This window comes from Rhizobium sp. L9, assembly GCF_002531885.1.
In the GTDB taxonomy this organism is placed as follows: Bacteria; Pseudomonadota; Alphaproteobacteria; order Rhizobiales; family Rhizobiaceae; genus Rhizobium.
Window position 1 is genome coordinate 105,360 of the sequence record NZ_NWSZ01000009.1, and the last position, 18,000, is coordinate 123,359.

The following is an 18,000-nucleotide window of genomic DNA, read 5'->3' on the forward strand; positions in this document are numbered from 1 at the left end:
GAGGCGCGCCAACACCTAGCACCTGAGATCCCCAACCAGCTCCCAAAGATCAACCTTTTCAGCCCGTCCCTTCACCTGCACCAGACCCAGCGGCCGAAACTGGAAGCGGTCGCCGACGGCGTTATGGATGGCGGCGCTCACCAGGATCGAGGTGCCGTATTCCTTGTTCAATCCCTCCAGCCGGGAGGCGACGTTGATCGTATCGCCCATGGCCGTATATTGCTGGCGCGAGATCGCTCCGAAACTGCCGACGACGGCGGGGCCCGTATGGAGGCCGAACCGCGTGAAGAGTTCGGGGTGGCCATGCGCCCGGTTTTTCCCGTTGAGTTCGTCGACGGCGGCTTTCATGGCAAGCGCGCATCGACAGCCGTGTTCGATATGCCCGCCATCTTGAACAGGGGCATTCCACATGACGAAGATGGAATCGCCGAGATATTGGACGACCGTGCCGTCATGGCTCTCGGCAATGGTGTTCAGCAGCTCGAAATAGGCCGATAGCGTATCGACCACGTCCTCGGGCGAATTCTGCTCCGATATGGTCGTGAAGTCCCTGATATCGGTAAACAGCACGGTCACGTCCTGCCGCTTCGCCTTGACGACCGTTCGCCCGTCAGGGCTGACGATGCGGCGGACCACTTCACGCGGAACATAGAGGGCAAACTGGCCGATGGCGTGACGGCTTGCCGAGAGCGCGCTCGCCAATGTGTTGATTTCCGTTATCCAGGAGTGCGACAGGGCCTTCTCGCTGACCTCGAGATCGCCAATCATGCGCGCCTCGTCAGCGAGGCGGTATAGAGAGCGGCTGACCATGCGCGACAGGACCACCGATGCCGCAACACCCGCGATCAACAGGATGCCGGCAATCAGGAGATTGCGCACGAGCAGCCGGTTGGCCTCGGCAACGAGGTCGTCCAGCGGCACGACGATTGCGGCCGTGCTTCCCCGGAACAGGCCGGACACGCTGACCGGGGCGATCTGGACAAGATAGCTTGCACCATCAAGTTCGATCCGCGCCAGGCCGCCGTTTGCGAAGGCAGGATCCTGCCGCAGCCGGACAATCGTTTCGAGACTGGTATCGAAGGCGTTTGCCGTTATGGCGAACGCGCCTGAGGTTCTCGACCATATTGCGATGATCCTGCTCATGATATCAGGGTCGGAATGAGCAACGAGATTGCCGCTACCGTCGATGACATAGGCTCGGGCATGCGGCGAAATACTCTGTGCATCCAGCAGGCGGCCGATGGTCTGCAGGTGAACGTTGATGCCGACGACCACCCGCCCATCGTCCTTCATCGGTGCCGCGATCGTCAGCGTCGGCACCTTGAGCGTTCCGGTCACATAGGGGCCGACGGAGACCGGGGCGCCGTCCTGAACGACCGATTGATACCACGGGCGTTGCCGCGGATCGAAAGACGCGTCGTCGACATCCCGTTCGCCGATCAGTCTTGCCTTGCCGTCGAGAAAGCCAAGCGTCGATATGACGTTCGCGCTTTGTCGCCCGGCGATCGTTCTGATCGCGAAAGCCGCTTCGTCAGGCGCCGCGAGGGTCTGGCGGACATCCCTCCTTCCAGCGTTGATGACCTGCAAGTACGAGCCGTCAGGGTATCCGGTATAGATGCTCGTTGCCTCGGGGACATTTCGCAGAACTTCGAGAAAGAGGTCCTGTTTCGCCTTGATATCCTGAGGCGGCGGCGAAACGAGCTGCGGCAGGGTGGATGCCAGCGCCACCGCCTCGTAGCCTCCCTCCAGCGTGTGGCGATATCCCTCGATCAGCCGCAGGCTCATCTCGCGCATCTGCTGCGCGCCGGCACTCACGGCAGCATTGCTTCCCTGCCTGAACGCCAACCAGATAATCGGCATCGACGTGCAAAGCAGCGATGCGACGACCAGGACACCGAGATGCACTCTGAGCGGTTTGGACCAGCGCACGAGACTTCCCTCGAATGCGGACACCTCTCAGCGCATCTAACGCCCGAAGCTCGTCTGACTGTGCTTGAAAAGTGCCCCCAACTGTGCAGCTAACCGCTTTTTTCGGGTTTGCACAAGACGGTCCTGGGCTCACGCCCCCGGGGGGCAACACGGACGTCCGCGCACGGTGCCAGTAATCGTGTCCGGCAGAGCCTAGGGCAAAAACAATATGTTGTACTGATCGATATCGCTCGGCAGATCCCGCACCTTCATCTCTTCCTCGCGGTCCTCGAAGAGCACGACGCAATCCTCGTAGAACCCCGACAGCATCGTTATGAAGGCCTTCGTGCCCTCGCGCCCGTAGAACAGCGGCGTGAACTCCATATGAAGCGGCACGCGGCGGGAAAGCAGCGGCTGCATCGAGCGGCAGGCGACCGGCTCATAGCCTTCGATATCCATCCACACCAGCCCAATCGCGGCCGGGTCGATCGAAAGCCCGGCGAGGATTTCGGAGACCGGCTTCACCGGTACGGTGACCTTCCTATCGCTAGAGCCCTGGCGGATGGCGCTGCTCTTGCCGTGATTGTTGAGGTTCAGGAAAAAGTCGATCTCGCCTGCGTGCTCGCCGGCGGCGCAGTTGACGAGGCGGACCTTCTCCTCCAGCCGGTTCTGGCGGATGTTGAGTTCAAGCAGCGGGAAATTGCGCGGATCGGGCTCGACGCTGACGATCTTGGCATAGGTGCCGCTCAAGGCGAAATAAACCGTCTGGGTGCCAATATTGCCGCCGATCTCGAGCAGCGTCGCATCCTTCCTGAGCAGGCCGCGCTCGCGCAGGATGGCGATCAACCGGTCGACGGTGTCGCGCTCGAAATGGCCCTTCCGGAAGACCTTTCGGCCGATATAGTCGGAAGGCGAGAAGGTCATCAGATGATCACCGGCATCGACCGTCATCGAGATGACGCGCGGACCAATATTCTCGATCAGCAGCCGGCGGCCGAGGCGGGTGTCGAAGAAGCGCGAGGCGACTCTATTGCGCGCCTTGCGCAACCGGCGGCTCCAATATTTGGCGGTGAGCCAGGGCTTGCCGTGCATCAGGCTTTTCCTTTGAGCGGTTCTGCCGCTTTCTCTCTCGGAACGAAATAGACTTTCAAGGGCAGGGCGCGGCCGCGCACGCTGATTTCACGGCTTTCGATGCCGGCAAGATCGGCGCCGGCAAGCCTGGCCACCGGCTCGGAGAAGACGATCGCTGCGTCGAATTCCTTGGCCGCACTTTCCAGTCGGCTCGCGACGTTCACCGTATCCCCAATCGCCGTCATGCTGCGCACCCGGCCGTAGCCCATCGTGCCGATGACGGCCGGGCCGGTGTGGATGCCGATGGCGATCCGCAGCGGCAGCGTCAGCTCTTCGGCCAGTTCGGCGGCGAGTTTCTCGATCCCGATGTTGATTGCCGCCGCCGCGTCGAGCGCTTGGCGGCAGGCCTCCTCCGGCGCGGCGTTGAGGCCGAAGAGCGCCATGGCGCCGTCGCCGATGAATTTGTCGAGCCGGCCGCCCGCCTGCTCCACCGCCTTGCCGATGATGGCGAAATAGCGGTTCAGGAGGAAGACGACGTCGAAGGGCAGGCGGGTTTCCGTCAGCGTGGTGAAGTGGCGGATATCGACGAAGAGCACGACGATTTCACGCTCACGGCCGGGGCTCGTCTCCTGGCTGTTGGCGGGAAGAGCCGCCTCGACGGCCGGCACGAGAAGGGGCGCGACCGAGACATCGGTATTCGGCCGAAGCTGGCAGGCGAGGCGGACATCAGGGCCGGCATTGATGCGTTTCAGTGTCGTCTGTTCCAGCTTGTCGGGCGGCGGCAGCGTCTGGTAATCACCAAGAATCTGTACCCGGCAGGTGGAGCACTGGCCCTTGCCGCCGCAGACCGAATAATGCGGCAGACCGCCGAGCCGGCTCGCCTCCAGCACCGTGAACCCACGCGGCACGCGGATCACTTCGCCGCCCGGATAGTGCACCGCGACCTGATCGAGACGCTCCTTCAGCCTGCGCTGTGTGCGGGCGGCAACGACGATGATCAGCGAGGCCGAGAAGGCGCCATAGAGCCCGGCGCGAACCATGGCGATCTGGCTGCGAATCGCGGGGTCGGAGACATAGTGGGAATTCACGGTCGTTGCGTAAGGCTCGATCGCGGTCAGTTGATAGGCTGGGTCGGCAAGCGTGCGGCCCATTTCGACGAAACCGAGCAGCGACAGCACCGGCGCAAGGATCGCCAGCGCCAGTAGCAGCGGTGCGAAACCGCCGTACCAGGGGCGGTAACGCAGCCAGTAATGGATGCCGATGCAGCCGTGGATCCACACCGCGATCAGGCCGAATGCCTGGCGCACGCCCGTCGCCGGCGTCCGCAGCCATAACATGCCGACGATCGTCTCGTAATTGTCGATATAGCCATAGAGTTCATGGGCAATGCGGGTGCCGATGACGTGATCGATCAGAAGCAGCGGGATCAGCAGGCCGAGCACCATCTGGGCTGCTTCCCCCTTCGGCATGACCAGGCTGCGCCTGATGTAGATGGCGCGCAGCACCAGGGTCATATGGACGAGGACTGATCCGTAAAACAGGACGGTGCCGGCGGGATTGCGCCAGATTGCCAGGAAAAGATGGCGGGCCTTATCGGCCGCGGCGATCGAAACGAGTCCCAGTGCATGGTTCGACAAATGCAAGAGAACGAAGACGAAAATAACCAGCCCCGAACCGAGCCTTGCCCTTCTGATCGAGCGCTCCGAAAAAATCCCTGTGACCGAGGCCGTCGTCATTCATTCCCGTTCTTGTCGATGCAAACGCAGGCCCATAGAGATGGGGAAAGAGGCGGAATTGCTTCAATTGCGATCACATTGCATATGCTTATGCGCAAGTTTTCGGGAGGGCGGCAATAAGGGATTTTTTCGCCGCCGGTCACGATGCCGCACACCATGGGAGGGTTCAACGCGACCGCGTGCTGCATGTGCCTGATTTGCATATGAATTCGCCTGTGAATGACGATTGGAAACAGTGTGTCTATGCGAGGGATGCGCATGCGGGTCGCCTTCTATGCGCCGATGAAATCGCCGAACCACCCGGTGCCTTCGGGCGACCGGCTGATGGCGCGGCTGCTGATCCGGGCATTGGAGCGTGCCGGGCATCAGGTCGAGGTCGTCTCCGAATTTCGCACTCATGCCCCGACGCCTGAGGCGGCCGCGGCGCTCGCACCCGCCATCTCCGCCGAAATGGCGCGTTTGCGGGAGAAATGGCAAAAAGAGCCGCGGCCGGATCTCTGGTTCTGCTATCATCCCTATTATAAATCGCCCGATCCCTTCGGGCCGGCGATCGCCGCCGAATTGGCTATTCCCTATGTCACCGCCGAAGCCTCCTATGCAGCAAAACGCGACCGGACGGATTGGGCCGGCCGGCAGAAGCGCGTGGGGGAGGCGGTCATGCAGGCGGCGGTCAATATCAGCTTCACCGAGCGTGATCGGGCCGGACTATCAGCCGCCTTTCCGCAGGCGCGGCTTGCGGCTCTCAAGCCGTTCATCGATTCGGCGCTGTTCGAGGCGGTGCGTCCGGCGCCCGATCCCAGCCGGCTGATGACCGTCGCGATGATGCGGGCCGGCGACAAGATGGAAAGCTACGCGATGCTCGCAAAAGCATTGCGGCTGATTGAAAACAAGCCATGGACCCTTTCGGTCATCGGCGACGGGCCGATGCACCGGGAGGTGGAGGGGCTGTTTGCCGGCTTTCCCGGCCGCATCGAATGGCTGGGCGAGCGGAGCGAGACCGAGATCGCCGGCCTGCTCGCGCGTGGCGGCATTTATGTCTGGCCCGGCTGCGGCGAGGCCTATGGCCTTGCCTATCTCGAAGCCCAGGCCGCCGGCCTACCTGTCGTGGCGCAGAAAACGGCGGGCGTGCCCGCCGTGGTCGAGGCCGGCGTCACCGGTCTGCTGACACCGGAGGGCAATGTCGCCGCCTATGCCGGGGCCATTGCGGCCCTGCTCGGCGACGGGCAAAAACGCGAAGCGATGGGACAGGCGGCGCGGCGCTTCGTGCTCGAGGAGCGATCGCTTGCGACGGCAGCCCGCGTTCTGGACGAGATTTTGCGCAAGGCGCAGGAACAGGAGTGAGATGATGAGCCAAGGGATGAGCTGGGAACCGCTGCGGCGCGAGCTCGACCGCTGGCGAGCCGCCGGCCGCGTGGCGCGATTCTGGCTGCGCGACGACGACGCCGTCGAGCCGACGCCCGATCTGGAGCAGCTGTTGGCGCTGAGCGGCGGGAACGGGATTCCACTGACGCTTGCCGTCATTCCCGGCCGGACCGGCGAGACATTAGGTGCGCGGCTGGCGGAGGACGCCGGCGTCGCTGTCGCTGTGCATGGCTGGTCGCATACCAATCACGCCGGACCTGAGCGCAAGAAGCAGGAACTCGGCGGCGAACGGCCGCCCGAGGTGGTGCTCAGCGAGTTGCGTGAAGGATTGCAGCGCCTGAAGCGGCTCCATCCCGCCCGCTTCCTGCCGGTGCTGGTGCCGCCGTGGAACCGGATCGACGCCGGGCTCATCCCGGCATTGCCCGAAGTCGGCTTTGCGGCGCTCTCGGTTTATGGGCGGGCAAAAGAGGGCGGGCCGATCCCGCTTCTCAACACCCATGTCGATATCATCGACTGGCACGGCACGCGAGGCGGCCGCAGCGCGGAGGAACTGGTGGCCGAACTAGTTGCCGAACTCCGCGACCGGTTTGCCGGCAATGGCGAGCCGATTGGTGTGCTCAGCCACCATCTGGTTCATGATGCGGCCGCCTGGGATTTCCTGTCGGACTTGTTTGCGGTGACGGCCCACCACCCTGCCGTCTCTTGGTGGTCGGCGCCAGAACTCCTGCAAGATCAGGCTGCGTGAACGCGCCCGAGGAAGTCCCGCACCAGTTCTGTGACCTCATTCAGATGCGTCTCGAGCAGCCAATGCCCGCCGTCGAGCAGATGCAGTTCGGCCTCCGGCAGATCTCGGAGATAGGCGCGTGCCGACTTTTCCGGCATATAGTGGTCGTTTGGCCCCCAGACGATCAGGGTCGGCGGCCGGTACTCTCTGAGATACTTCCGGTGCTCGGGGAACCAGGCGCGGTTCTCCTTTAATCCGGCGATCAGGTCGATAGCGATTTCCTTGCGCCGCGGCGTGATCAGCGACCAGTGCAGCCGCCAGAGATCCGGCGGGATTGTGTCGGCCAGGGGCGGCGGCAGGTCGTTGAGGAATTCCTCCCGGAACGTCTCCTCGCTGATCGCTTGCGCCAGCGCTTTCCTCATCTCCGCGCGCGGCAGCGCCCACGTCGCCTCGATATCGGCATATTTCGGGCCGAGCGCATCCTCATAGGGAATATCGCCATTCTGGATGATCAGCGCCACGATGCGGCTCGGGTTTCTGATTGCCAGCCGCGCTCCGATCGGTGAGCCGAAATCGTGGAGATAGAGGGCGAAACGGTCGACATCGAGCGCGCCGATGAACGCTTCAAGCCAGGCGGCATAACCATCGAAGCTCTAGTCGAAATCATCGGGTGTGCCGCTGTAGCCCGCGCCGGGGAAATCCGGGGCGATCAGCCGCCAGCGGTCGGCAAGGCGCGGCATGAGATTACGAAACTCGTAAGACGAGCAAGGATAGCCGTGCGGCAGCAGCAGTACCGGCGCCTCCTTCGGGCCGGCCTCACGGTAAAAAATCTCGATACCTGCAACGGTGGTGATGTGATGTCGGACGAGCGTGGCCAGATTCACGTTCGGTCCTCCTGGTACTGCTCGGCGCCCTCCACGGGCCGCAGCCATGCCTCACGGCGTTTGATCCAGAGTTCGTAGCGCGGCGCCAGCGGCGTCGGCGCCTGCGAGAGGATGCCGAGCTTGATTTCCGCCTCCTGGTCATCGGCGGAAAACAGCCGCGAACCGCATCCGGTGCAGAAGCGCCGGCCGTGGAATTCGCCGGTTTCGCCGGAATGTTCAAATTGGCCGGCGGGCCAGACGCCGTAAAAGGTAAAGGCCGAACCGCTTTCCTTTCGGCAGTCGGTGCAGTGACAAATGCCGACGCGCAGCGGTTCGCCACGAACAGAAAGTTTCACCTGCCCGCAAAGGCATTGTCCGGAGAGCACGGTCATGGCTGATACCCGTTTCATCGATCTTGCGCTGCCGGGGAAACGGGCGGACCCGGCATCGGTTCCGTCCGCAGGCGCAGACGGGCCGGCGCCTGCTTGCGCCGGTGCAGGAAGCTTGGTGTTCTAAATAACAACCGTCTGGTTGTCGCGGGCGGCGAAGGCGCCGGGGAAGGCGGCCTCAGCCTGCGCTTCCATTTCGGCCAGTTGTTCGTCCGTGCGGGAGGGGGCGTGGTGGAACAAGGCGAAGCGCTTGGCGCCCGCCATTTTGGCCAGCTCGGTGCCGTGCTCCCAGGTCGAATGGCCGAAGCCCTTGAAGCGCTGCATCTCATCTTCATTGTAGGTGCAATCGTAGACGACGAGATCGGCGCCGTGCATCATCTCCAGGGAGACCGGATCATAACTGCCGGGAATATGCTCGATATCGTAGATCAGAGCGATCGAACGACCCCGCCATTCGATGCGGTAGCCGATGGCACCGCCCGGGTGGTTCAACGTGAAAGTCCTAATCTCGATGCCCTCATGCGGCTTCAGAACTTGGCCGGAGTGGAAATCGCGGAAGTTCATCGTCGCCTGACAGATGTCGGTCTTGACCGGAAACCAGGGCGGGCTGATGAACTGCTCGACCATTTCCCGCGTGCTCATCTTGCCGTCGAGGTGCCCGGACCAGATGTTGACGTTGATTGAGGGATAATAGATCGCCTTGAAGAAGGGCAGGCCGATGATGTGGTCGTAATGGCAGTGGCTGAAGAACAGGTCCACGTCGCTGACGCCGTCGGCAAGCAGCGACAGCCCCGCCTCGCGCAGGCCCGAACCTGCGTCGAAAAGCAACCGATGTTTTCCGCAGCGAATCTCGATGCAGGAAGTGTTACCGCCGTAGCGATCGAACTCGGGGCCCGATACGGGAATACTGCCGCGGACGCCCCAAAATTTTATCTGAAACAGTTCTGTCGTCATCGTTTTTCAAACCGGCCTTCCCGCATCGCCATCGTAATCATAGTTTATCCCGATGCGAAGCAGCAGAATTCCACGAGTTTGCCTGCGCCCCCTTTCATTCTCCTAACCGGTAGCGGAAGAAGAAGTATATTCTCCTAAGCAATCGGCTTTCGCTTCGGAAAGCAACCCAGTATGGTTGGTTTTCGGTAAATGGGCTGCGCGGGCAGGGCGTTTTCCGCAAGTCATGCCTATTAGATGGTTGCGCGCGATCGAAAAAGCAAATGCCCGCTCTCGCGCTGGAACCCCTGCCGCGCGGCTTGCCACAGTGCTGGCCGCAGCTGCGATCTCAAGCCGTCCCAAGCCGGTTGATATTTCCTATCAGTCCTCCGGCGAGCCGCAGGCTGGCGGCGGTTGCCATGGTCATCTGCGGCAGGAGCAGCCACTCGAGCGTCCAGGCCGCCCCGGAGCGCTCCTGTTCATGGACAAGAGACTGGTGGATACCCGAGAGCGCCGTGGCGTTGAAGCGGGCGAGCGAGACCAGAACTTCCGCGGCAACCGGGTTCTGCTTGTGCGCCATGGCCGAGGAGGTGCCGCCGCCTGAAATTTCGATCTCGCCGTCCATCTCGGCAAGCAGCGCGATATCCTGTCCCATCTTGCCGAGGCTGCCCGAAATCGAAGCGAACAGGCCGGCGATATCGGCGATCGGCAGACGCGCGCTCTGCCATTGCCTGATGTCGGTGAGGCCGAGCTCCTGGGCGAGCGAAGCGCGGACGGCGGCGGCCTGTGGCCCAAGCTTGTCGAGCGTGCCGGCAGCACCGCCGAACTGGACGGGGAAGCTCTGCTCGGTCAGGCGGTCGCGATAGGTCGCGAGCGGCGTGCGCCAGGCATTGAGACGGTCGGAGACGCTGATAGCGATCGCCGCCTGCATGCGGGTATGGCCCATCAGGCGGTTGCGGCCGAACTGCCGGTCGAGCCCGTCAAGCGCTGCGAGGATGGCGGAAAGTCGGCCGGCAAACAGGAAGACCACCGCCTTCAGGCGGATCATCAGGCTGGTGTCGATGACGTCCTGGCTGGTGGCGCCGAGATGCAGGTTTCTGCCCGCTTCCTCGCCGATCTCAGCGCGCAGCTGCTTGACGAGATCGGGGACGACGACCCCGTCTTTCGCCGTTGCCGCGCGAAGGCTGGCAAGATCTGGAGAAAAATCGGCGCAGGCTTCGGCAATCTTCCTTGCTGCCTCGCCGGGAATAAGGCCGTGCGCGGCTTCGGCCCTGGCGAGCGCGGCCTCGAAGGACAGCATGGCGCGAATATCGGCTTCGGCGGAAAAATAGGGCGCGATTTCGTCGTCGCCGACAAGGCCGGAGAGGAAGGGGTGGTCGAAGGGCGATGCGGTCATGGTTTGCTCGTTTGTGGTGGTGGCCCCCTCATCCGGCTGCCGCCACCCCGGGGTCGAGCCACTGGTCTCGACCCGTCCTTCGGACCCCCGACGGGAGAAGGGAAATGAGGCGGCGTCGGCGCCTTATGGGCAGGTTCTCTCGCGTGGCACTGTTCCCCTCTCCCCTCGGGGAGAGGGCAGGGTGAGGGGGCTGCTTGCGCGAATTTCTCCGACAAGCAGCCGGCACACCCTCAGATATCCAGAAACACCGTCTCCTTCGGCCCCTGCAGATGGATGTCGAAACGGCAGGTTGCGCTATCGCGGGTGGCGACCATGGTGGCAACGCGTTCGCGATGTTCGATGCGGGCAAGCAGCGGGTCGCTGGCGTTGGCTTCGGCCTCCTCCGGAAAATACATCCGCGTATGCAGGCCGATATTGATGCCGCGGGCGACGATCCAGAAGGTGATGTGCGGCGCCTGTCTGCGGCCGTCCTTGAAGGGGACCCACCCGGGCTTGATGGTTTCGAAGCTGTAGACGCCGTCGTCGGCCCGGGTCGGGCAGCGGCCCCAGCCGGCGAAGTTCGGGTCGGCGGCGCCGCGCATTTCCGAGGGACTGTTGTAAAGGCCGGCGCTGTCGGCCTGCCAGATCTCGACGACGGCATCGCGCACCAGCGCGTCCGCGCCGTCGAAGATGCGGCCAGTGACGGTGATGCGTTCGCCGAGCGTCTTGTCGTTGAGCATGACGCCGCCGAGATCGCTGTCGTAGACGCCTGTGATGTCGCAGAAATTCGGCGTCAGGCCGATATGCACATAGGGACCGGCGGTCTGCGACGGGGTTTCCTTGAGATAGCCGAGCTGCTGCATGGTCAGTTGCCCTCCAGCTTGTTTTCGAACATCGTCGAGCGGCGTCCGCGCAGCACGATATCGAATTTATAGGCGCGTGAATCCATCGGAATCGTATTGCCCCAGTCGAGCGGTGCGATCAGTTGCTCGATCGCCGCCTTGTCGGGGATCGTGCCGACGATCGGACATTTCCAGATCATGGGGTCGCCCTCGAAATACATCTGCGTGATCAGGCGCTGGGCAAAGCCGTGGCCGAAGATCGAGAAGTGGATATGGGCGGGGCGCCAGTCGTTGACGCCGTTCGGCCAGGGATAGGCGCCGGGCCGTACGGTGCGGAAATGGTAGCGGCCTTCCTCGTCGGTGATGGCACGGCCGCAGCCGCCGAAATTTGGGTCGATCGCCGCGAGATAGGTTTCCTTCTTGTGGCGATAACGGCCGCCGGCATTGGCCTGCCAGAATTCGACCAGGGCGCCGGCCACCGGCTTGGCCCGTTCGTCGAGCACGCGGCCATGGACGATGATGCGTTCGCCGATGGCGCTTTCGCCGGGCCGCGCATAATTCAGGATCAGGTCGTTGTCGAGCTCGCCGATGATCGAATGGCCGAAGACCGGGCCCGTTGTTTCGGAGATCGTGCCGTCGAGTGACAGCAGCGCGCGCTGCGGCGCGCGCAGCACCGAGGTTTTGTAGCCGGGGGTCAGCGCCGGCGCGTGCCAGGCGCGGTCGCGGGCGAAGAAGGCGCCGGTCTCCGGCTTGCTGTTTGCTCGTTCGGACATTTCTCCCCCTCAGGCCGCTTTCTCGGCGTCCATCTGTGCAAAGGCCTGCTTGGCAATCTTGATCGCGTGGTTGGCGGCGGGAACGCCGGCATAGATCGCCACATGTAACAGCGCCTCGCAGATATCCTCCCGGGTCGCACCCGTTTTGGCGGTGGCACGCACATGCATGGCGACCTCATCGTCCTGGCCGAGTGCGGCCAGCAGCGCGATGGTGACGATCGAACGCTCGCGCCTCGTCAGCGCCGGGCGCGACCAGACATGGCCCCAGGCGGCTTCGGTGATCAGTTCCTGGAAGGGGCGGTCGAACTCCGTCGTTGCCGCTATGGCACGCTCGACATGGGCGTCGCCTAGCACGGCGCGGCGGGTCGCCATGCCTTGCCGGTAGCGTTCGGAGGGGGACGCGGTCTCGTTCATGGGCTATTTTCTCCAGGCGAAATGGATGTGAGGAAGGCGCGGATGATCGCCGTCAGCGCCTCCGGCTGCTCAACACAGGGAATATGCGCGCAATCGCGGATGACTTCGTAACGAGCGCCAGGGATCAGCCGCGCCGTGGAGAGTACCAGATCGGGCGGGGTCGAGCCGTCCTGGTCGCCGACGATGCAGATTGTCGGCGCAGCGATCGACTTCGCGGCTTCGGTGAAATCCGAGTCGCGGATCGCCTCACAGGCGGCGAGGTAACCCTCCACCGGCTGGCGCGTTAGCATGTTGCAATAGCCGGAATAGGCGGTGTTCTCGGGCCGTCGGAAGGCCGGCGTGAACCAGCGCTCCATGATGGCGTCGACGATGCTGCCGATGCCATCTTTCTTGACGGCGGCAATGCGGGCGTTCCAGCTCTCTGCCGTGCCGATCTTGTGGGCGGTGTCGCAAAGGATGAGGGCGCCGACGAGATCCGGCCGGTGCTGAACGAGCGACTGAGCGATGAGGCCGCCAACCGAGAGGCCACAGATGACGGCATCCTTGACCGAGAGCAGGTCGAGCAGGCCGGCAAGATCGGTCGCATGATCCTCGATCGATGAGGGGAGCTGGCCGACGTCGGAAAGGCCGTGGCCGCGCTTGTCGTACAGCACGATTGCGTAATCGCCGGCAAGCCGTACCACGACATCGCGCCAGATGCGGAAATCCGTTCCGAGCGAATTGATGAAGACGATCACCGGCCGGTCGGCGGGAGCGCCGATAAGCTGATAGTGGATCGTCACGTCGTTTATGCGGGCGAACTGCACGTCGCTTCCTCCGTCATCATGAGCTCAGCCGGGTAGCCCCTCATCCGGCTGCCGCCACCTTCTCCCCGCGTGCGGGGAGAAGGGATTTGCCGCACCGTCTCCCTCAACCTCGATGCCGCGTTTGGCACGTCCCCTCGTCCCGCCTGCGGGAAGAGGGTTAGGGTGAGGGGCAGCCATTCCCGCCCCTCCGACATGCTCGGCCTTGAGCAGAGCATCCACACGGCACCACCAGCCACGGGTCAAGGCCGAGGATGACCGATTGCGCCTTCTCGTCAACTCGCCACCATCTCTTGGCGCAAAACTGAATGGTTGATCCGGTTAAGTAAAATGATATTTTCAGGCATCTCGATAACCCGGGAGTTATGGAATGATCGACAGCCGCGTCAAATTTCGTCATCTGCAGACCTTTGTCGAGGTGGCGCGGCAGAAGAGCGTAATGAAGGCGGCGGAGTTGCTGCATGTCAGCCAGCCGGCGGTGACGAAGACGATCCGCGAACTGGAAGAGGTGCTGGGTGTTGCCGTCTTCGAGCGCGACGGCCGCGGCATCAAGATCACCCGTTACGGCGAGGTTTTCTTGCGGCATGCAGGCGCCGCGCTGACGGCGCTGCGCCAGGGTCTCGATTCCGTCTCGCAGGAGCAGTTCGCTGATGCGCCGCCGATCCGGATCGGCGCCCTGCCGACGGTGTCGTCGCGCATCATGCCGCGGGCGATGGAACTCTTCCTCAAGGAAAATACCCGGAGCCGGGTGAAGATCGTCACCGGCGAAAACGCCGTGCTCTTGGAGCAGCTTCGCGTCGGCGATCTCGATCTCGTGGTTGGCCGCCTGGCCGGAGCTGAGAAGATGGCGGGCTTTTCCTTCGAACATCTCTATTCCGAGCAGGTGGTGTTTGCAGTGCGTCCCGGCCATCCGCTGCTCGATGGCCGGCAATCGCCCTTTGCCGGTTTCGCCGACTACACGGTGCTGATGCCGACGCGCGGCTCGATCATCCGGCCGGTCGTCGAAAATTTCCTCATCGCCAACGGTATTTCCAGCCTGCCGAACCAGATCGAGACGGTGTCGGACTCCTTCGGCCGCGCCTTCCTGAGGGCAAGCGATGCGATCTGGATCATTTCCAACGGCGTGGTGGCAGGCGATGTCGCCGATGGGCGGCTGGCGCTTCTGCCGATCGACACCGGCGAAACCAAGGGGCCGGTCGGGCTGACGATGCGCGCCGATGCGGTGCCATCGCTGCCGCAATCGATCCTGATGCAGACGATCCGCGAGGCGGCCGGAGAGCTATCCTGAAGTCCGACTTCCAATTAACTTGCCGGATGCCCAGATTTGGACTAAATCTAGTTCAAGACAGGAGAATGCTATGCAGCAGGCAAGACACAGGGAGCAGGAGCCGGAGCGGCTGGAAACGCAGCGGTTTGCGCCGGCCAATCGAAGGCGGCTCAGCCCGCCGGCCTTGCGGACCTTCCTGGCGATCGCCGATCTCTGGGGGCTCACTGAAGAACAGCGCCTCCTCGTGCTCGGTTATCCCTCCCGCTCGACCTATCACAGCTGGGCCAAGCAGGCGCGTGAGCACGGCGCCTTCACCCTCGATGTCGATACGCTGACCCGGATCTCCGCCGTGCTCGGCATCCACCAGGCGCTCGGCGTGCTGTTTGCCGACGAACGCGCCGGAATCGACTGGCTGCGAACGCCGCATCAGGCGCCTGTCTTCGGCGGCCACCCGCCGCTCGATATCGTCACAAGCGGCACCCAGGACGGGCTGATAACTGTGCGCCGGTTTCTCGACGGCGCGCGCGGCGGGCTCTATATGCCGCCGAACCGGCTCGACGAGGCATTCACGCCCTACGAAGACGCGGACATCGTCTTCCGGTGAGCGACCGTTTCGCCGAGGCGCCGCGACCGTCCTACCGGCTGATCCCGTCGCGATTTCCGCCGATCGGTCTCTTCGATACTGTGGCGAGGGCGGCCGATCTCGAAGCCGTCATGGAACTTGTGGGATGGACCAATGACCGGCTCGTGGCCGACCGCATCCGGCGGCTTCCCGAAAGCGAATGGGTCTACGGCACGCCCAATGCCAGCATCGTGATGGCGGCATTCCTGCATGTCGCACCCGGCGGCATGCGGTTCAATGGCCCCGATCTCGGCGCCTGGTATGCAGCCGACAATCTGAAGACAGCCGCCGCCGAGGTCGGTCATCATCTCCGCCGCGAGGCTGTGGCGCGTGGGGTGGCGACGATGGCGCGCACCTATCGCAGCTATACCGCCACCCTGATCGGCGACTATCTCGACATTCGCGGCGAACAGACGCTGCGGCCCGATATCTATGACGGCACGAGCTACGCTGCATCGCAGGTGCTCGGCGAAGAGGTGCGCTCGAGTGGCGGCGCCGGCATTCTCTATGACAGCGTGCGGCTGAGAGGCGGGGTGAACGTCGCGGCGCACCGGCCGAGGAATATCCGCGACGTGGTGCAGGCCGATCATTTCGAAATCACTGTTTTCGCCGCCGACCGGCGCATCGATGTGAGGAAGCTTTCCACCCGACGACGGCCAAAAGGCGGTGCCTAAAGCGGCAGGCGTTCGGCCCACGCCTTTGCCGCCTTTGCCATCGCGGCGAGGTGGTCGGCAGCGGAGAAGCCGGAGATTTTCTTGCGCGGCTTCAGGTCATGGTCGCCGTCCTCAAGCCAGAGGATCTCGATCCTGTCGGAGAGATCATAGCCCGGCACCTCGTCCTTTGTCCCGAACTCGTCGCGCATACCCTGGCAGATCAGCGTGGGTGTCGCGAGCCTTTTGAGGTGGCCGGTGCGCAGCTTCTCCGGCTGGCCGGGTGGATGGAAGGGATAGCCGAGGCAGAGCAGGCCAGTGATCTTTCCCCTGTCGTAGAGACCGTCTGCGACCATGCTCGCCACCCGTCCGCCCATCGACTTGCCGCCGATGATGAGAGGACCGCCAGCGTCGAGCGCGGCAATCGCCGCCTCATATTCGGGGTTGAGGGTTTCGGCGCGCGGCGGCGGCTTGCGCCCTTCCGCGGTGCGGCGGGCGGCCATATAGGCGAATTCGAAGCGGGCGACGCGAAAGCCGACGCCGGCAAGCGCGTCGGCCGCCGCTGTCATCGAGGCCGAATCCATCGGCGCGCCGGCGCCATGGGCAAGAAGGATGGTGAAGCGAGCATCCTGCGGCCCCTGCAGCAAAAACCTTTCGAGCATCGGCAATCCTCCATCCGCCCCCGGAACCATGTCGGCAGCCCGGACTTCTTCCCTGGAAAGGAGACAGACAATGTCGACGAATGATGAAAACGTAAAGCCCGAGCAGCGCCGTCCCAAGGATGTCAATGCCGTTCCCAGCAAGCCGGAACCCGCCGACGCCGAATCGATGGCGCCGCCGGCCGTGCAGCCGGCTGGGCAGGGCGACAAAAGCGAGCGGCCGGTGGTCAATCCGGTGACCGGCGCCGCCCTTTAGTGGCCGCATGCTAAAGATGATGCAAAAAGCCCTTGAAACGGCGAATGCAAGCGTCCATATAGCGGGCCTGCCTGAAAAATGGATGCGCCCGGTATCGACGTTGTCGAGCTGTTCGCTGTCCGACAGGATAAGGGCGCTCCCCGCAAGGGTCGAGCGCCCTTTTTGCTTTTCCGACGTCGGGTGGATTCACGGCTTGGGTTTGCATTGGTGGCGATAGCGAGCAATCCTACCATAATCTATAGAGCACTTCGGAATCCCGAAATTGGCTGGATCCTTGAAATTGTTCAATGTTTTTCCACGGGCACATGGCTGATAAAGGCGTCGAATTTCGGAATCCCGAAGCGGATTTCGGGATTCCGAAGTGGGATTTTTTTCGCGCCGGCGTTTTCTCGCTGAGCGAGGATTATCCCATCTCCCGCGTGCTCGCCGTCAGAAAATCGATGAAGGTACGGACCTTGGCCGAGAGATATTTGCGGCTCGGATAGACGGCGTAAAGCGTGCTGTTGAAGCCGAGCATAATGGCCGGAAGCACGATCTCCAGACGGCCTGCCTCGATATCCTGCTCAGCCATCCATGTCGGCAGGAAGGCGAGGCCCATGCCGCGCAGGGCCGCCAGGTGCATAATTGTCTCGTTGTCGCTCTGCATCACCGTGCGGAAGGTGATCTTGTGTGGTCCGTCCGGACCTTCCAGCGACATGCTTTCCCCAGTATTGACACCGGAGTAGCGAAGCAGTGCGTGGCCGTTGAGCTCGCCGACGTTCCGGGGCCGCCCGGTTCGCTCGAGGTAATCCGGCGAGGCCATGAGACGGAACTGCACATTCGTCAGCGGGCGGGCGACGAGGCCCGGATCGAGCCGGTCCTGCGACGTTGCCCGCAGCGCCAGATCGAAACCTTCGTCAACCAGATTGACCAGCCGGCCACTGAGATCCAAGTCCAGGCAGACGTCAGGGTAGCGCCGGTTATACGCTGCCAGCATGTCGGTAAAATAGCTGGTTGCCGCCCAAACCGGCGCGCTCAGTTTCAGCATGCCGCGGGGAGCGACCGTCACATTGCCGATCGCGTCTTCCACCTCGTCCAGCCGTTCGAGCATCTCCCTGGTTTGGTTGAAATAAAGCCGCCCTGTCTCCGTCAGGCTGACATGCCGGCTGGTTCGGTTGAGCAGCCGCGTGCCCAGCCGGCTCTCGAGCTGTATCACATGCTTGCTCGCCATTGCCGGTGAAACGCCCAGGCGATCGGCGGCAGCGGTGAAGCTTTTCAGTTCGGCGACGGTGCAAAATACCCGCAGGCTCGTCAACGTATCCATTGATCATCAACATCCAGGAAATGGTTCTTCAATATCTGCCACATTGATCAATG

Annotated in this window: 18 protein-coding genes and 1 pseudogene; 6 read left to right on the forward strand and 13 right to left on the reverse strand. The window is 63.1% G+C overall.

What is annotated here, in order from left to right; all coding sequences use genetic code 11:
- Positions 1 to 15 precede the first annotated feature (15 nt).
- The 3 genes from CO660_RS11690 to CO660_RS11700 form a co-directional block, all read right to left on the reverse strand.
- Positions 16 to 1,929: an adenylate/guanylate cyclase domain-containing protein gene (locus CO660_RS11690; RefSeq protein ID WP_097598814.1), complete on the reverse strand. Its 1,914-nt coding sequence runs from the start codon at positions 1,927 to 1,929 to the stop codon at positions 16 to 18.
- A 192-nt stretch (positions 1,930 to 2,121) separates the two neighbouring features.
- Entirely contained in the window at positions 2,122 to 3,000 is an 879-nt protein-coding gene (locus CO660_RS11695) for an FkbM family methyltransferase (RefSeq protein WP_097598815.1), read from the reverse strand.
- Positions 3,000 to 4,715: an adenylate/guanylate cyclase domain-containing protein gene (locus CO660_RS11700; RefSeq protein ID WP_097598816.1), complete on the reverse strand. Its 1,716-nt coding sequence runs from the start codon at positions 4,713 to 4,715 to the stop codon at positions 3,000 to 3,002. Before CO660_RS11700 ends, CO660_RS11695 begins: the two co-directional genes overlap by 1 nt.
- Before the next feature lie 258 nt (positions 4,716 to 4,973).
- Between CO660_RS11700 and CO660_RS11705 the strand changes: the two genes are divergently transcribed.
- Both CO660_RS11705 and CO660_RS11710 read left to right on the forward strand, forming a co-directional pair.
- Positions 4,974 to 6,056 carry a glycosyltransferase family 4 protein gene (locus CO660_RS11705; protein ID WP_097598943.1) on the forward strand — a complete coding sequence of 361 codons (1,083 nt, stop codon included), beginning with the start codon at positions 4,974 to 4,976 and terminating at the stop codon, positions 6,054 to 6,056.
- A gap of 4 nt (positions 6,057 to 6,060) precedes the next feature.
- On the forward strand, positions 6,061 to 6,822 hold the full coding sequence (locus tag CO660_RS11710; RefSeq protein ID WP_097598944.1) for a polysaccharide deacetylase family protein: 762 nt from the start codon (positions 6,061 to 6,063) through the stop codon (positions 6,820 to 6,822).
- On the opposite strand, the pseudogene CO660_RS11715 reads toward CO660_RS11710, so the two are convergent.
- The 8 genes and pseudogenes from CO660_RS11715 to pcaD all read right to left on the reverse strand — a co-directional run bounded on the left by CO660_RS11715 (position 6,810) and on the right by pcaD (position 13,193).
- A pseudogene (locus CO660_RS11715) lies at positions 6,810 to 7,733 on the reverse strand (alpha/beta hydrolase). The gene CO660_RS11710 and the pseudogene CO660_RS11715 sit on opposite strands and share 13 nt — an antisense overlap.
- The gene (locus CO660_RS11720; RefSeq protein WP_085780906.1) at positions 7,682 to 8,056 is read right to left on the reverse strand and encodes a GFA family protein; all 375 of its coding nucleotides are present in this window, start codon (positions 8,054 to 8,056) and stop codon (positions 7,682 to 7,684) included. The pseudogene CO660_RS11715 and the gene CO660_RS11720 overlap by 52 nt, the downstream one beginning before the upstream one ends.
- 120 nt (positions 8,057 to 8,176) lie before the next feature.
- Positions 8,177 to 9,007 (reverse strand): MBL fold metallo-hydrolase, encoded by an 831-nt coding sequence (locus CO660_RS11725; RefSeq protein ID WP_097598817.1) that lies wholly within the window; start codon positions 9,005 to 9,007, stop codon positions 8,177 to 8,179.
- A 325-nt stretch (positions 9,008 to 9,332) separates the two neighbouring features.
- On the reverse strand, positions 9,333 to 10,379 hold the full coding sequence (locus CO660_RS11730; RefSeq protein ID WP_097598818.1) for a 3-carboxy-cis,cis-muconate cycloisomerase: 1,047 nt from the start codon (positions 10,377 to 10,379) through the stop codon (positions 9,333 to 9,335).
- 230 nt (positions 10,380 to 10,609) lie between these two features.
- Positions 10,610 to 11,221, reverse strand: coding sequence for a protocatechuate 3,4-dioxygenase subunit alpha (pcaG, locus tag CO660_RS11735; protein WP_097598819.1), 612 nt, complete (start codon positions 11,219 to 11,221; stop codon positions 10,610 to 10,612).
- A 2-nt stretch (positions 11,222 to 11,223) separates the two neighbouring features.
- A complete protein-coding gene (gene pcaH, locus CO660_RS11740; RefSeq protein ID WP_097598820.1) occupies positions 11,224 to 11,973 on the reverse strand; it encodes a protocatechuate 3,4-dioxygenase subunit beta in 750 nt (249 codons plus the stop codon).
- Between the two features lie 9 nt (positions 11,974 to 11,982).
- Positions 11,983 to 12,387: a 4-carboxymuconolactone decarboxylase gene (gene pcaC / locus CO660_RS11745; RefSeq protein WP_097598821.1), complete on the reverse strand. Its 405-nt coding sequence runs from the start codon at positions 12,385 to 12,387 to the stop codon at positions 11,983 to 11,985.
- Positions 12,384 to 13,193, reverse strand: coding sequence for a 3-oxoadipate enol-lactonase (gene pcaD, locus CO660_RS11750; protein ID WP_097598822.1), 810 nt, complete (start codon positions 13,191 to 13,193; stop codon positions 12,384 to 12,386). Before pcaD ends, pcaC begins: the two co-directional genes overlap by 4 nt.
- A gap of 367 nt (positions 13,194 to 13,560) precedes the next feature.
- Here pcaD and pcaQ point away from each other — a divergent pair, with 367 nt between their 5' ends.
- The 3 genes from pcaQ to CO660_RS11765 all read left to right on the forward strand — a co-directional run bounded on the left by pcaQ (position 13,561) and on the right by CO660_RS11765 (position 15,753).
- On the forward strand, positions 13,561 to 14,478 hold the full coding sequence (pcaQ, locus tag CO660_RS11755; RefSeq protein ID WP_097598823.1) for a pca operon transcription factor PcaQ: 918 nt from the start codon (positions 13,561 to 13,563) through the stop codon (positions 14,476 to 14,478).
- Positions 14,479 to 14,548: 70 nt separating this feature from the next.
- Positions 14,549 to 15,061, forward strand: coding sequence for an MbcA/ParS/Xre antitoxin family protein (locus CO660_RS11760; protein WP_085780914.1), 513 nt, complete (start codon positions 14,549 to 14,551; stop codon positions 15,059 to 15,061).
- Positions 15,058 to 15,753, forward strand: a complete 696-nt coding sequence (locus tag CO660_RS11765) for an RES family NAD+ phosphorylase (protein ID WP_097598824.1) — start codon at positions 15,058 to 15,060, stop codon at positions 15,751 to 15,753. Before CO660_RS11760 ends, CO660_RS11765 begins: the two co-directional genes overlap by 4 nt.
- On the opposite strand, the gene CO660_RS11770 is transcribed toward CO660_RS11765, so the two are convergent.
- A complete protein-coding gene (locus CO660_RS11770) occupies positions 15,750 to 16,391 on the reverse strand; it encodes an alpha/beta family hydrolase (protein ID WP_097598825.1) in 642 nt (213 codons plus the stop codon). The two genes, CO660_RS11765 and CO660_RS11770, sit on opposite strands and share 4 nt — an antisense overlap.
- A 70-nt stretch (positions 16,392 to 16,461) precedes the next feature.
- Between CO660_RS11770 and CO660_RS11775 the strand changes: the two genes are divergently transcribed.
- A complete protein-coding gene (locus tag CO660_RS11775) occupies positions 16,462 to 16,644 on the forward strand; it encodes a hypothetical protein (RefSeq protein ID WP_097598826.1) in 183 nt (60 codons plus the stop codon).
- Between the two features lie 403 nt (positions 16,645 to 17,047).
- On the opposite strand, the gene CO660_RS11780 is transcribed toward CO660_RS11775, so the two are convergent.
- The gene (locus CO660_RS11780) at positions 17,048 to 17,947 is read right to left on the reverse strand and encodes a LysR family transcriptional regulator (protein ID WP_097598827.1); all 900 of its coding nucleotides are present in this window, start codon (positions 17,945 to 17,947) and stop codon (positions 17,048 to 17,050) included.
- Positions 17,948 to 18,000 lie beyond the last annotated feature (53 nt).

Excerpts from the sequence above, each read along its gene's own strand:
- CO660_RS11695 (WP_097598815.1), bottom strand. The coding sequence starts at position 3,000 with ATGCACGGCAAGCCCTGGCTCACCGCCAAATATTGGAGCCGCCGGTTG.
- CO660_RS11700 (WP_097598816.1), bottom strand. The coding sequence starts at position 4,715 with ATGACGACGGCCTCGGTCACAGGGATTTTTTCGGAGCGCTCGATCAGA.
- CO660_RS11705 (WP_097598943.1), top strand. The coding sequence starts at position 4,974 with ATGCGGGTCGCCTTCTATGCGCCGATGAAATCGCCGAACCACCCGGTG.
- CO660_RS11710 (WP_097598944.1), top strand. The coding sequence starts at position 6,061 with ATGAGCCAAGGGATGAGCTGGGAACCGCTGCGGCGCGAGCTCGACCGC.
- CO660_RS11720 (WP_085780906.1), bottom strand. The coding sequence starts at position 8,056 with ATGACCGTGCTCTCCGGACAATGCCTTTGCGGGCAGGTGAAACTTTCT.
- CO660_RS11725 (WP_097598817.1), bottom strand. The coding sequence starts at position 9,007 with ATGACGACAGAACTGTTTCAGATAAAATTTTGGGGCGTCCGCGGCAGT.
- CO660_RS11730 (WP_097598818.1), bottom strand. The coding sequence starts at position 10,379 with ATGACCGCATCGCCCTTCGACCACCCCTTCCTCTCCGGCCTTGTCGGC.
- pcaG (WP_097598819.1), bottom strand. The coding sequence starts at position 11,221 with ATGCAGCAGCTCGGCTATCTCAAGGAAACCCCGTCGCAGACCGCCGGT.
- pcaH (WP_097598820.1), bottom strand. The coding sequence starts at position 11,973 with ATGTCCGAACGAGCAAACAGCAAGCCGGAGACCGGCGCCTTCTTCGCC.
- pcaC (WP_097598821.1), bottom strand. The coding sequence starts at position 12,387 with ATGAACGAGACCGCGTCCCCCTCCGAACGCTACCGGCAAGGCATGGCG.
- pcaQ (WP_097598823.1), top strand. The coding sequence starts at position 13,561 with ATGATCGACAGCCGCGTCAAATTTCGTCATCTGCAGACCTTTGTCGAG.
- CO660_RS11760 (WP_085780914.1), top strand. The coding sequence starts at position 14,549 with ATGCAGCAGGCAAGACACAGGGAGCAGGAGCCGGAGCGGCTGGAAACG.
- CO660_RS11770 (WP_097598825.1), bottom strand. The coding sequence starts at position 16,391 with ATGCTCGAAAGGTTTTTGCTGCAGGGGCCGCAGGATGCTCGCTTCACC.
- CO660_RS11775 (WP_097598826.1), top strand. The coding sequence starts at position 16,462 with ATGTCGACGAATGATGAAAACGTAAAGCCCGAGCAGCGCCGTCCCAAG.
- CO660_RS11780 (WP_097598827.1), bottom strand. The coding sequence starts at position 17,947 with ATGGATACGTTGACGAGCCTGCGGGTATTTTGCACCGTCGCCGAACTG.